11 protein-coding genes and 1 pseudogene are annotated in these 12,847 nt (G+C 72.5%); 9 read left to right on the forward strand and 3 right to left on the reverse strand.

Features of this window, described 5'->3' with window-relative positions; genetic code table 11:
• Positions 1-328 precede the first annotated feature (328 nt).
• From ACERM0_RS21305 to ACERM0_RS21325, 5 genes and pseudogenes are all read left to right on the forward strand, one after another.
• Entirely contained in the window at positions 329-1,792 is a 1,464-nt protein-coding gene (locus tag ACERM0_RS21305) for an APC family permease (RefSeq protein WP_373680655.1), read from the forward strand.
• Positions 1,789-2,385, forward strand: a complete 597-nt coding sequence (locus tag ACERM0_RS21310) for a DUF3156 family protein (protein ID WP_373680656.1) — start codon at positions 1,789-1,791, stop codon at positions 2,383-2,385. Before ACERM0_RS21305 ends, ACERM0_RS21310 begins: the two co-directional genes overlap by 4 nt.
• Positions 2,382-3,873: pseudogene (locus ACERM0_RS21315) on the forward strand (aldehyde dehydrogenase). Before ACERM0_RS21310 ends, ACERM0_RS21315 begins: the two are co-directional and overlap by 4 nt.
• Before the next feature lie 119 nt (positions 3,874-3,992).
• The gene (locus ACERM0_RS21320; RefSeq protein ID WP_373680657.1) at positions 3,993-4,364 is read left to right on the forward strand and encodes a hypothetical protein; all 372 of its coding nucleotides are present in this window, start codon (positions 3,993-3,995) and stop codon (positions 4,362-4,364) included.
• A gap of 76 nt (positions 4,365-4,440) precedes the next feature.
• The gene (locus tag ACERM0_RS21325; RefSeq protein ID WP_373680658.1) at positions 4,441-5,004 is read left to right on the forward strand and encodes a hypothetical protein; all 564 of its coding nucleotides are present in this window, start codon (positions 4,441-4,443) and stop codon (positions 5,002-5,004) included.
• On the opposite strand, the gene ACERM0_RS21330 is transcribed toward ACERM0_RS21325, so the two are convergent.
• The gene (locus ACERM0_RS21330; protein ID WP_373680659.1) at positions 4,990-5,460 is read right to left on the reverse strand and encodes an Lrp/AsnC family transcriptional regulator; all 471 of its coding nucleotides are present in this window, start codon (positions 5,458-5,460) and stop codon (positions 4,990-4,992) included. The two genes, ACERM0_RS21325 and ACERM0_RS21330, sit on opposite strands and share 15 nt — an antisense overlap.
• Positions 5,461-5,606: 146 nt before the next feature.
• Between ACERM0_RS21330 and ACERM0_RS21335 the strand changes: the two genes are divergently transcribed.
• The gene (locus ACERM0_RS21335; RefSeq protein ID WP_373680660.1) at positions 5,607-7,049 is read left to right on the forward strand and encodes an aspartate aminotransferase family protein; all 1,443 of its coding nucleotides are present in this window, start codon (positions 5,607-5,609) and stop codon (positions 7,047-7,049) included.
• A gap of 22 nt (positions 7,050-7,071) precedes the next feature.
• On the opposite strand, the gene ACERM0_RS21340 is transcribed toward ACERM0_RS21335, so the two are convergent.
• Positions 7,072-7,782 carry a type 1 glutamine amidotransferase gene (locus tag ACERM0_RS21340; protein WP_373680661.1) on the reverse strand — a complete coding sequence of 237 codons (711 nt, stop codon included), beginning with the start codon at positions 7,780-7,782 and terminating at the stop codon, positions 7,072-7,074.
• Between the two features lie 122 nt (positions 7,783-7,904).
• Between ACERM0_RS21340 and ACERM0_RS21345 the strand changes: the two genes are divergently transcribed.
• From ACERM0_RS21345 to ACERM0_RS21355, 3 genes are all read left to right on the forward strand, one after another.
• Positions 7,905-9,206, forward strand: coding sequence for a cytochrome P450 (locus tag ACERM0_RS21345; protein WP_373680662.1), 1,302 nt, complete (start codon positions 7,905-7,907; stop codon positions 9,204-9,206).
• A gap of 70 nt (positions 9,207-9,276) precedes the next feature.
• A complete protein-coding gene (locus tag ACERM0_RS21350; RefSeq protein ID WP_373680663.1) occupies positions 9,277-10,560 on the forward strand; it encodes a glutamine synthetase family protein in 1,284 nt (427 codons plus the stop codon).
• 216 nt (positions 10,561-10,776) lie between these two features.
• On the forward strand, positions 10,777-12,240 hold the full coding sequence (locus ACERM0_RS21355) for an aldehyde dehydrogenase (RefSeq protein ID WP_373680664.1): 1,464 nt from the start codon (positions 10,777-10,779) through the stop codon (positions 12,238-12,240).
• On the opposite strand, the gene ACERM0_RS21360 is transcribed toward ACERM0_RS21355, so the two are convergent.
• Complete coding sequence (locus ACERM0_RS21360; protein ID WP_373680665.1) at positions 12,237-12,803, reverse strand: ArsR/SmtB family transcription factor; 567 nt, start codon at positions 12,801-12,803, stop codon at positions 12,237-12,239. The genes ACERM0_RS21355 and ACERM0_RS21360 overlap by 4 nt on opposite strands.
• Positions 12,804-12,847: the final 44 nt, after the last annotated feature.

Genomic DNA, 12,847 nt, shown 5'->3' on the forward strand with positions numbered 1-12,847 from the left:
AACGTTGAGGCCGCCCACCGGGCGGCCTCAACGCATTCCACCAGCCTGCTCGCACCGCGCCGACGTCCACACGTCCGGCACCCAGCCGCCGCGCCGCGGACAAGCCGAGTTTCTCCATCCGGCCCGCCTCCGGGCGTCCCGTTCCGGGCGGCCGACATCGCGCCGCCCGCGGGCGGCCGCGTGCGCCGCCACGGCATCGGCGGTGGCGTCACCGGGGCATTGGTCCCCGAATCATCGTTGGCATCCGAACGATTTGCGTATGCTCTCGCGAGGCCGGCCCAGGGGAGACGGGCCGGCAGTGCGTACGGGACGTGGGAGGAGTGCCACCATGGCACGAAAGCGTGCTGCAGTCCGGGGCTCCGAGTCGGGCGGCGGCCCCCGGCTCGAGGCCAACGCCGTCGGGTTCCCGACGGCACTCGCGACGGCCGTCGGGCTCATCATCGCCTCGTCGGTGCTGTTGACGGCCACGACCGGGTTCGGCGTCGGCGGCGTCGTGTTCGCGATCGCGATCCTGATCGCCTACGTGCTCATGATCTTCCAATCCATGAGCTTCTCGGAGGCCTCCGGCGTCATGCCGTTGGCCGGCTCCGTCTACGACTACATCGCCTCGGGCCTCGGTCGGTTCTTCGGGGTGACCGGCACGCTGGTCGCCTACCTCGTGGTCCACCTGTTCGCTGGCACGGCCGAGACCGCGGCGGCCGGACTGTTCGCCAGCGTGAACTTCCCGTTCCTCGAGGGGCTGACGCCCGAGACGTCCTGGGTGGTCGGCGTCGGGCTGCTGCTCGTCTTCGGGATCGTCAACGCACTCGGCATCCGCCTCTACGGCGCCGTCGAGGTCGCCCTTACCGCGGTGATGTGGGTCACGCTGGTCGTCTTCGGCCTGCTCGGCGTGCTCCGCGCGGCGACGGTGGACACCGGCGGCTTCTTCGGCGAGTCGCTCGTCGGCAACGACCTGACGGCCGTGCTGTCCATGGTCGGCCTGGCCATGTTCCTGTTCGTCGGTGTCGAGTTCGTCACACCCCTCGCCGCCGAGCTGCGCGAGCCGGCTCGCACGATCCCGCGTGCCATGTTCCTGGGGCTCACCGCCGTCGCGGCCGCGATGGTCCTGTACGGCGTGGCCGTGCTGCGACAGGTCCCCAACGAAGAGCTCGAGGGTGGTGTCCTGCTGTTCGAGACCCCGCTGCCGATCCCGACGTTCGCGCAGGAGGTGCTGGGCACGTTCGGGCGCTGGTGGCTGGCCCTCGCCGTGCTCTTCGCCGCCGCCGCGACCATCAACACGTTGCTCGCCGGCATCCCGCGCATCCTGTACGGGATGGCGAAGGACAACGCCTTCCCGCCCGTCTTCGGCTGGCTGCACCCCCGCTACAAGACCCCGTGGGCCGGGATCGCGCTCGCGGTCGTCATCCCCGCGGCCCACGCCATCTACATCCAGGGCGACATCGACTCCATCATCGTGCTGATCCTAGCCGGCGTGTGCGCGTGGCTGTTCGCCTACATCCTCGTCAACATCTCGGTGATCCGCCTCCGCGCCCGGCGCCCGGACCTGCCGCGACCGTTCCGCACGCCCTGGTTCCCGGTGCCGCAGGTGCTGGCCAGCCTCGGGATGCTCGTCACCATCTGGTACATCGCGCCGCCCGGCATCAGCCGCGGTGACGTCTACCTGCGGTTCTTCGGCATGCTGGCGCTGACGGCACTGTTCGCGGTCTGGCAGACGGTCGTCAAGACGAAGAAGCCGCTGTTCGAGCCGGTCGAGCCCGAGGACTTCGTCCGCGAGGAAGCCGGCGCCGTATGAGGCCGACCGACCTGCGCGACCGGGTGGCCGGCGACCTGGACGGTTGTCGGCTGCGCCCGGTCGACGCCACGCACGCCCTGCTCGAGACGGACGCCGGGCCGCTGTGCTGGTGGGAGGTTCGTCAGGAGCGTCGCCGCCTGCTGCAGTTGCAGGTCAGCGCCTTCCATCTCGACGGTCCGGCGACCACGGCCGACGTGCGGGTGACGTTCCGCCACACCGGCAACGTCCGCCGCACCGGCCTGCGCGCCAGCGTGAAGGGGCGTGACCAGCTCGTCGGCGTCTCGTTGCGCGACCAGCTGCTCGCGGACGGCGAGCTGCAGGCGGCCAGTCTGCCGCTCGACTTCACCCGGTTCACCGTCGAACCCCTTCGGGGCCGGTGGCGCGCGACCCTCGAGCTGATGGGCGGCTCGTACGTGCGCACGACCTTCCCGCCCAGCGGCAGCTACGTGCGCCTGGCCGCCGACCAGACCGCCGCCCTGCTGGCTACCGTCCGCGTCCTGCACCGCCGGCTGCCGGTCGCGCCCGAGACGTTGCGCCCGGACCCCTCGCCGGCGAGCGACCTTTCCGACCACCTGCCCCGGAGAACCGTGTGACCGCTGCGACCACCGACTGGCACGAGCTCGCGACCCGCACCACGCTGCGCAGCCGGGCGGTGATCGACGGCGCGCTCCACGACGCGGTCAGCGGGGCGACCTTCCCGGCGGTCAGCCCTCGCGACGGGCGCGTCCTGGCCGAGGTCGCCGCCTGCCAGGCGCAGGACGTCGACCGGGCGGTCGTCGCCGCACGCGCCGCCTTCGACGACGGCCGCTGGTCCCGTGCGCGGCCCTCGCACCGCCGGCAGGTCCTGCTGCGGCTCGCCGCCCTCGTCGAGCAGCACGCCGACGAGCTCGCTCTCACCATCTCGCTGGAGATGGGCAAGCCGATCAGTGACGCCCGGGCCATCGAGGTACCCGCGCTGGTCAAGACCCTCACCTGGTACGCCGAACTGGCCGACAAGTTGCTCGACGAGCTGCCGCAGACCGGCCCGGACGAGCTCGCGATGATCACCCCGCGAACCCGTCGGCGTCGTCGGGGCCATCGTGCCGTGGAACTTCCCGCTCACCATGGCCGGTTGGAAGCTGGGGCCCGCCCTGGCGGTCGGCAACTCGGTCGTGCTCAAGCCCGCCGAGCAGTCCCCGCTGTCGGCCCTTCGGCTGGGGGAGCTGGCGCTCGAGGCGGGCCTGCCCGACGGCGTGCTCAACGTGGTTCCCGGGCTCGGCCCCGACGCCGGACAGGCACTGGGTCGCCACGACGACGTCGACGTGCTCGCGTTCACCGGCTCGGGCGAGGTGGGCCGGCACCTGTTGCGCTACGCCGCCGACTCCAACCTCAAGCGGGTCTACCTCGAGCTCGGCGGCAAGACCCCCAACGTCGTGTTCGCCGACGCCCCGGACCTCGCGGCCGCGGCCGCCACCGCCGCCTGGGGCATCACGTTCAACCAGGGCGAGATGTGCACCGCGGCCTCGCGGCTGCTGGTGCAGCGCGACGTGCACGACGAGTTCGTGCAGCAGGTCCTGGACGCCATCACCGCCCGGCGGGTGGGTGACCCGCTCGACGAGGCGACCCAGATCGGCCCGGTCGTCGACGACACGCAGTTGCGCCGGGTGCTCGACTACGTCGACGTCGGTCGCGACGAGGGTGCCCGGTTGCGGCTCGGCGGCGCCCGGACGCTGGAGGACACCGGCGGCACCTTCGTCGAGCCGACGGTGTTCACCGACGTGCGTCCCGACATGCGCATCGCCCAGGAGGAGATCTTCGGGCCGGTCCTCAGCGTGCTGCCCTTCGACGACGTCGACGACGCCGTCCGCCTCGCCAACGGCACGGTCTACGGGTTGGCCGCTTCCGTCTGGACCCGGGACCTGGCCACCGCGCACCGCGCCGCCCGCGCCATCCGGGCCGGGACCGTCTGGGTCAACTGCTTCGAGGAGGGTGACCTCAGCGTCCCCTTCGGCGGGATGAAGCAGTCGGGGACGGGCCGCGACAAGTCGCTGCACGCCATCGACAAGTTCGTCGACCTGAAGACGACCTGGATCGCCCTGTGAGCGCTCGCGGTCACCGGCCCGGGTTCGGCGTCCGCCCGGTGTCCCGTCCCCGGCCGGCGGCGCGTTCGGGCCGGCGCCACGGGTCGGGCCTCGGCGTGGCTGAGCGCCGCTCGCCCGCGGTGGCTGCGCTGGTCGGTCTGCTCCTCGTGCAGGCCGCTGCCGCCGTGGGCTTCGCCGTGTTCGTGACCTTCGCCGTCCTGCGGGAGTGGGGCACCGCCGCGGCGCCCGACCCCTCGGCGGTGGGCGTGCTGAGCGTCGGCGCCACCATGCTCCTCGGCGTGGTGGCCCTGGCCCTGGTCTGCGCCGGGGGGCTGTGGCGCGGGCGACACTGGGCGGGGACCATCACCGGGCTGCTGCAGGCGGTGCTGCTGGTGGGGGCCGGCGTTGGCCTGCTGTCGCTGGGTTGGCAACCGGCGTTGGGGCTCGTCGCGGCGGCCGGCGTCCTCGGGCTGCTGCTGTTGGCCGGTCGCCGCCGCGAAGTTCCCACCTGACCCGCCCGTTCGGTCGCCGCGGGGAGGACACGAAAGCCGGTTGACTCGCTGACTGCCGTCCCGGGAGGCATCCGGCATGAGCGCAGCAACGCGGCTCGAACGCAGCCGCCACGTCCTGCAGGCCGAGCACGCGGAGCTGCGGGTCGAGCAGGGCGTCGTCACGATCACGAAGCAGGTCGTGACCCGCCAGGAGCCGGTGGTCACCCACGTTGAGTTGGCGCGCATCCGCGGCGCCGACCTGCGCAAGCCCACGCGTGGGCAACCCGGCTGGCTCCACGTCTCCGCCGTGGGTGGCACGACCAGCCCGCCGTCAGAGCTCGCCGCGGCCAGCGACCCCTACACGGTGCCCGTCACGATGCGCACGCTGGGCACCGCCCGGCGGTTCGTGCGCATGGTCACCGAGCACGTCCGCGACCGCGGCCTTCCCACCGAGCGCCCGGGCGACGCCCCCCGCTCCTCCAGCGTGCTGGTGACGCCGGCCGCGGCCCGCACGGCACCGTCGCCACCGCCGGCCACGACGACGAGCGTCCCGCCCCCGCCTCCACCCGCCGTCGAGGGCGGCCGGCCGCCGCTGCGTTCGTCCACGCCACCTCCGTCGGTGCCGCCGCCCGGCGCGACGGCGCCGTCAGTCCCCGGGTAGCAGGAACGGCCGGCGAACCACCTCGTCCAGCACGAGGGAGGTCAGCGTGCCGCGGGCCCCGGTGAGACGGCGGATCTCTTCGAGCAGGAAACCGCGCAACTCCTCGAAGTCGGCGACGCGCACCATCAGCAGCACGTCGGCCTCGCCGGTCATGAGGGCGGCGTACTCGACGTGCGGGAGTGCCAGCAGGCCGGCACGGACCGTCTCCCAGTCGAGCGTCGTGCCGGGGCCGGCGGAGAGCAGGACGACGGCCGCGACGCCCAGCCCGAGCCTGCGGCTGTCGACGACCGGCGCGAAGCCCCGCACGACACCGGCCTCGCGCAGCCGCTCCAGGCGTTGGTGCACGGCGGACCGCGACAGGTGCAGCCGCTCGGCCAACGCCGTGACCGAGGCGCGTCCGTCGTCGCGCAGCAGCGCGAGCAGCTCGAGATCCACGTCATCGGCCTGGAACGACACTCGTTCGAATCCCCGGTCGCGTGCGAGACAGGATGCTCACGATAACCGCATTCGCCGCGCGATCTGTCGCGCGCGTCGTTCGGTCAGGTGACGACGTGCGCGCACTGTCTAGGCTCGTGCGGTATCGCCGCACGCGAGGTGAACCCGTGCCCGAGGCGTCCTCCGCCGCCGACGAGCCCGCCTATGGTCGCGGCCTGCCGCTGGACCCGGATCCGGCGCAGGCCGAGGCGCTGCTCACGCGCGCCAGCACGCTCGTCGCCGCACTCTTCGACGGCGTCGGTGACCGGCCGGTCGCCGGGACGCCCACCGATCCCGCGTTCGTGGCCGGGCTGCTGGCCGACCGTCCTGGCGAAGCTCAGCCGATCGAGGCCGCGCTGGCCACGCTGATGGAGGCCATCGCCCAGGGCCACGAGAGCCGCACGGGCGGCCACCTCGCCTACATCCCCGGCAGCGGGCTGCTGACCGCCGCGATCGGGGAGTTGTTGGCCAGCGCCGGCAACCGCTACACCGGCCTGCACGCGCCCTCGCCGGGGGCGGTGGCGCTGGAAGTCGGGGTGCTGCGCTGGCTGTGCGAGTTGTTCGGCATGCCCGAGGGCGCCCAGGCCGTGCTGCTCTCCGGCGGGTCGATGGCCAACCTGACCGCGCTGGTCGCCGCCCGCGAACGTCACGCGCCGGGCCGGCCGCAGCTGGCGACCGTGTACGTCGGCGAGCAGGCCCACGCGTCGGTGCGCAAGGCGGCCCGCACGATCGGGATCCTGCCCGAGCACGTGCGTGTGTGCCCGTCCGGTGACGGTCTGCGCCTCGACGTGGAGACCGTCCGGGTGATGGTCAAGCAGGACCGCGCCGACGGGCTGGTCCCGACCGCGATCGTGGCGGCCGCCGGCACCACGAACTTCGGCGCCGTCGACTGCCTCGGACGTCTGGCCGACCTGGCCGCCGACCTCGGCGTGTGGCTGCACGTCGACGGCGCCTACGGCGGGTTCTTCCGACTCACCGAGCGGGGACGGGCGCGGCTGGCGGGCATCGAGCGGGCAGACTCGATCACCCTCGACCCGCACAAGTCGCTGTTCCTGCCGTTCGGCACCGGGGCCGTGGTCGTCCGCGACCGGCGCGCGCTCGTCGACGCCTTCGGTGAGGAAGCCGACTACCTGCGCGACCTGCCCGACGCCGACCAGCTCCCGGACCTGGCCGAGCTGACCCCGGAGCTGACCCGCGAGTGGCGCGGCGCGAAGCTGTGGCTGCCGCTGAAGCTCCACGGGCTGGCACCGTTCGTCGAGGCACTGGACGCCGACCTCGACCTGGCGGCGTGGGCACACGACGAGCTGGCGGCCATGCCGGGCGTGACCACGTGCGGGCCGCCGGACCTGTCCATCGTCGGCTTCCGGGTGCCCGGCGACGACGCCGCCCAGGACGCGGCCCTGGCCCACCTCAACGCCGAGGGACGGGTGCGCCTGTCCAGTACCCATCTGGACGGGCGGGTCGTGCTGCGGCTGGCGGTTCTCTCGCACCGCACGCGGCGGCACCACGTGCAGTACGTGCTGGATCGGCTGCGCGACTGGCTCGAGCGGCCGACGACCGGGACGACCTGACGCCCTGGTCCGCCGCCGATGTTCAGACGCCGGCGACCTCGGCCAGGAAGCCGTCGACGAGCGTCGCCACGTCGCGTTCGCAGCGCTCGCGTTCCGCGGCGGCGATCGCCAGCAGCGTGTCCAGGTCGGCGCCCGTGGCGGCTTGCAGGTCGGCGTGTGCCGCCGCGCCGCCCATCTCCAGCCAGCTGGCGACGATGTCGGCGTCGACCTCGGGGTGGAACTGCAGGCCGAGGTTGCGCCGCAGCCGGAACGCCTGCGGACCGACCTCGTTGCGGGCGAGCTCCTCGCCGCCGTCGGGGACGGTGAACACGTCGTGGTGCCATTGCATCCACGGGCCCGGCGGGACCAACTGCGGGGCCTCGGTGCGCACGGAGGTGAAGCCGATCTCCGCCTGGTCGGCCGCCTTCACCTCGCCGCCGTGGGCCGCCGCCAGGGCCTGGCCGCCGAAGCAGATGCCCAGCACCGGGACCGCCTCGCGGTCGGCCTCGCGCAGCAGGTCGAGCTCCCGCTGGATCCAGGTCCCGACGGCGCGATGGTCGTAGACCGACCAGATCGCGCCCAGCGGCACCAGCAGGTCGAACTCGCGGGCGCGCGGGAACGGGCCGTGGTAGGTCGCGTCGTGGATCGAGCCGCCGATCGGCAGCAGCTCGAGCTCGAACCCACGCTCGGCCAGCGCGCGGCCGACCAGCCCGGGCTGCGAGCCGGGATCGTGCTGGATGAACAACGCACGCACGGGAGCGCTCCTCTCGCCGGTCGGACAGTCTAACCCGGCAACTGTTCGGACCCGAACGGTCTGCTACCGTCGCGGGTCGGGAGTTGGGTGCAGGCCGCAAGGCACTCGGGAGGAGACGCGCCGTGACGACGCCGACGCTGCAGACCACGACCGCGCAGGCGACCCCGCCCGGCGTCGCGCCGTTCCTCGGCGACCGCTGGCTCGACCTCACCGACCCGGACGTCTACCGCGCCGGCGTGCCGCACGGCACCTTCGACCGGCTGCGCCGCGAGGACCCGGTCAGCTGGTGGGAGGAGCGCGAGGGCAGCGGTTTCTGGTCCATCACCCGCTACCGCGACCTGGTCGACCTCAACCGCGACTTCAAGGCCTTCACCTCGTCCAAGGGCATCCGCCTCGAGGAGATGGACGAGGAGGAGCTCGAGGCGCGCAAGACCATGATGGAGCTCGACCCGCCCGAGCACACCCGGCTGCGCCGGCTCGTGCAGGGCGGCTTCACCCGCCGCATGGTCGCCAGCTACGAGGGCGCCATCCGGGCGCTCGCGACCGAGCTGCTCGACGAGGTGCTGCCGCGCCGGCACTTCGACTTCACCGTCGACGTCGCCCGTCAGCTGCCGCTGCGCATGCTGGGGCGGCTGCTCGGCGCGCCCGAGGAGGACTACGACTGGCTCGTCGCCCACGGCGACGCCATGATCGGCAACACCGACCCGGAGTTCACCGCCCACGTCGTCGACCAGACCGACACCGAGGCGTTCCGGCTGATGCCGTTCCGCAGCCCCTCCGGCGTGGAGTTGTTCGAGTACGCCCAGCGGCTCGCCGACGCCCGCCGCGCCGCGCCCGAGGACGACGTCGTCAGCCAGATGCTCGCGCCCACCATGGACGGCGAGCCGCTGACCGACCTGGAGTTCAACAACTTCTTCACCCTGATGGTGGCCGCCGGCAACGACACCACCCGCTACTCGATGGCGGCCGGCCTGCTCGCCCTGCTCGACCATCCCGACCAGCTGCAGCTGCTGCAGGAACGCCCCGAGCTGATGCCGACCGCGGTCGAGGAGATGCTGCGCTGGTCGTCGGTCACCATGCACTTCCGCCGCACCGCCACCCGCGACGTGGAGATCCACGGCCGCACCATCAAGGCCGGCGACAAGGTCGTGCTCTGGTGGATCTCGGGCGACTTCGACGAGGCCCAGTTCCCCGACCCGTACCGGTTCGACGTCACCCGCGACCCCAACGAGCACCTCGCCTTCGGACGCGGTGGTCCCCATCGGTGCATCGGGGAGTGGTTGGCGCGCCTGGAGATTCGCGTCACCATGGAGGAGCTGCTGCCGCGGCTCGCGTCGGCGCGGGTGGCCGGACCGATCGAGCGGCTGCGCTCCAACTTCATCAGTGGGATCAAGCACCTGCCGCTGGAGGTCACGCTGCGCTAGCCGGCGGGCAGGCGAACGGGACGAATGGCTCCGCGACCGGGGAGGGCCGCGGGGCAGGAGAGAGAGCCGCATGGACACCTACGACCGGATCCGCGTGCTGTGGCCCGACCACCTGGGCCTGGCGCGCGGGAAGTACCTGCCGATCCGCTACGCCGACAAGGGCGCCTTCCACTGCATGGCCCTGTTCGCGCTCGGCTACGACCGGGAGATGACCCCCGCGCCCGGCACCCGCATGCTCGAGGGCCTGCCCGACCTGCACGCCACGTTCGAGCTCGACCAGGTCCGCAAGGGCTGGGAGCCCAACACCGGCGTCGCCGTCGCCGACATCTGGTTCCGTGGCGAGCCGGTCGCGATGTCCGCGCGCCACGCGCTTCGTCGCGCCATCGACGACTGGGAGGCGCTGGGCTACAAGGCCAAGGTCGGCATCGAGCTGGAGGCCTACATCCTGCAGCCCGATGGCGAGGGTGGCTGGACCCCGTGGGAGACCCCGGGCGGCTACGTCTATGGCACCGGCACGGCCGTCGACCCGATCGGGCTGCTCGACGAGATCATGCGCGAGGCCGCCGACGCCGACCTGCCGATCGAGTCGATCAACTCCGAGTACGACATCCCGCAGTTCGAGTTGACGCTGCACTACGACGACGCCCTCAAGGCCTGCGACGAGGCCTTCCTGTTCAAGGTCCTCGCTCGCGAGATCGCCACCCGTCACGGGCTGCTGCTGACCTTCATGGGCAAGCCGCTCGGCGACCGCGGCGGCTCCGGCCTGCACGTCAACGTCTCCTTCGAGGACGTCAACGGCCACAACGCCCTCAACGACGAGACCGCCGAGGACGGCCTGTCCAAGCTCGCCCACCAGGCAATTGGTGGGCTCATCGAGCACCACCGCGGGATGACCGCGCTGCTCGCCCCGACCGTCAACGCCTACAAGCGGCTGCGGCCGGGACAGCTGTCCGGCTACTGGAACAACTGGGGCTACGACCACCGCGGCACGACCGTGCGGATCTCACCCGAGCGCGGGGCCGGCCTGCGGCTCGAGCACCGCATGGCCGACGGCGCCGCGAACCTCCACCTCGCCGCCGCCACCGTGCTGCAGGCCGCCCGGCTCGGCGTCGAGCACGACCTGACCCCGCCACCGGCGGAGACCCAGGACTGCCTCGAGTCCACCGACGCGACCGAGCACTGCCCGGACTCCCTGCGTCTGGCCCTCGACGCGCTCGAGGAGGACACCGTGCTCACCGACGCGCTGGGCAAGGACCTCGTCGACCACTTCCTCGTCATCAAGCGGGCGGAATGGGACCGCTTCGCCGCCGCCGTCACCGACTGGGAACTGCGCGAGTACCTGCCTTTCCACTGACTTCGATCCTGGGTCCCCCGTCTCGTCGCTGCGCTCCTCGTTGTCCCCCAGGCAACCCGCGCGTGGCAGGCTCACCGGGGAACCCGTACCGAGCCACAACCCATCCTGGGTCCCCCGTCTCGTCGCTGCGCTCCTCGTGCCCCCACAGGCAACCCGCGCGTGGCAACCGACCGGGGCCGGGAACCCGAATCCGTACGTCGCACGTGGAGGAACGTCGTGAGTGAGCACCGGATCGAGGTCGCGGGCGTCGAGGTGGCGACGCAGCACTACATCGGCGGGCGCCGGGTCGGCAGCGCGTCCACCTTCGAGGTGCGCTCGCCGCTGGACTGGGACTGGAAGCTCGCCGACGTCGCCCGCGGGGACGCGTCCACCGCGCGCGATGCCGTCACCGCAGCGGAGGAAGCCTTCCCCGCGTGGGCCGCGCTGAGCGCCAAGGAACGGGCCGAGCACCTGCACCGCCTGGCCGACGTCATCGACGCCAACGTCGAACGCGTCGCACAGGTGGAGACCGTCGACATGGCGATGCGGTTGCAGAGCCTGCGCGAACGGCTGGTGCACCGCGGCGCGGAGAACTTCCGCAACTACGCCGACCTCGCGGCCGGCTACGAGGAGCGGGTCTGGTCGTCCAAGGGCACGGAGAACCGCGTCATCCGCATGCCGGCCGGCCCGGCCGTGATCATCACGCCGTGGAACGCGCCGTGGATGCTCTCGACCTGGAAGATGGCCCCGGCGCTCGCGGCCGGCAACCCCGTGGTGCTGAAGCCGGCCGAGTGGTCACCGCTGTCGGCCTCGATCCTCGCCGACCTCGCCGACGAGGCCGGCATGCCGCCGGGTGTGCTGAACGTCGTGCAGGGCATCGGCGAGGAGGTCGGGGCCGCGCTGGTGGCCGACCCGCGGGTGCGGCGCATCTCGTTCACCGGTTCGCCGGAGGCCGCCCGCCACATCGGGCGGGCCGCCGCGGAGAACATCGTGCCGTTCACCGCCGAGCTCGGTGGCAAGGGACCGCTGCTGGTCTTCGAGGACGCCGACCTCGACGCGGCCGCGAAGAAGGCCGCCTGGCAGTACGACGACTCCGGCCAGGTCTGCCTCGCCGGCACCCGACTGCTGGTACAGGACTCGATCCGTGAGGCGTTCCTGGAGCGGTTCCACGCCTACGTGGACACGCACGTGCTCGGTGACAGCCGCGCCGACGACACCACCATCACGCCGATGATCCACCCCGACCACCTCGCGCGGGTCGACGGCTTCGTGCAGCGGGCCCGGGACAACGGTGACCGCGTCGTCCGCGGCGGCCGGGTCCGTCCCGACGGCGGCCTGTTCTACGAGCCCACGCTGGTCGAGCCCGCGTCCAACGACAGCGAGATCGTCCAGCGCGAGGTGTTCGGCCCCGTGCTGACCTTCCAGACCTTCGCCGACGAGGACGAGGGCGTGCGGCTGGCCAACTCCACCGACTACGGGCTGTCCGGCATCGTCTACACCGGCTCGCGCGAGCGTGCGGAGCGCGTGGGCCGCGCCGTCCGGGCCGGCACCGTGTGGGTCAACACCTTCCTCGTCCGCGACCTCACCGCCCCGTTCGGCGGGTGCCGGATCTCCGGCATCGGTCGCGAGGGCGGTCACTTCGCGCTCGAGTTCCACGCCGACCTGAAGACCCTGCAGATCCTCGACGGCTCGACGGGCTAGTCGCCGGTCGCCGCGTCCGAGGTGCCCCCCATGGGCCGTTCCCGCGGTGCGCCACGGCCCGGCATCCGGTGCAGGCCCCAGAACGCGCCGTACCAGCGACCATCGGGGTCCTCGCGGTCGATGAACTCCTCGACGACCTGCGTGATCCGGGCGTTGAACTCGGCCAACGAGGCGTCGTCGAGGTAGAGGTCGAACCGCGCGCCGCCGGCCAGCGCGTCCGGGCCGGCGGCGTACAGCTCCTCGCGGAAGGCCTCCAGCCCGGCGTCGTACCAGCCGGGCTCGTCGACGGCCGTGTGGGGGAACGACAGCCGCCAGGACTTGCCCGTCGACAGGTACGGCTTCTCCAGCGCCCCCTTCGCGCCCTTGCGCACCTGCTGGGCCGCCAGGAACCCGGTGTCGACCAGCACCCGGACGTGGTGCAGGACCGTGCCCGGATCCTTGCCGAGCTCGTCGGCCAACTCGCGGTTGGTGCGCGGCTGTCGGTTGCACAACCGCAGGATCCGCAGGCGCAGCGGATTGGCCAGGGCCCGTACCTCGTCGGGCGTCGCTTCGCGTCGCTCCATGCGCCCAGGCTAGCCATGCGGTGGGGAAGCGCACATCGATGGAG

Origin of the sequence: Egicoccus sp. AB-alg2, assembly GCF_041821065.1 — a bacterium.
Taxonomy (GTDB): Bacteria; Actinomycetota; Nitriliruptoria; order Nitriliruptorales; family Nitriliruptoraceae; genus Egicoccus.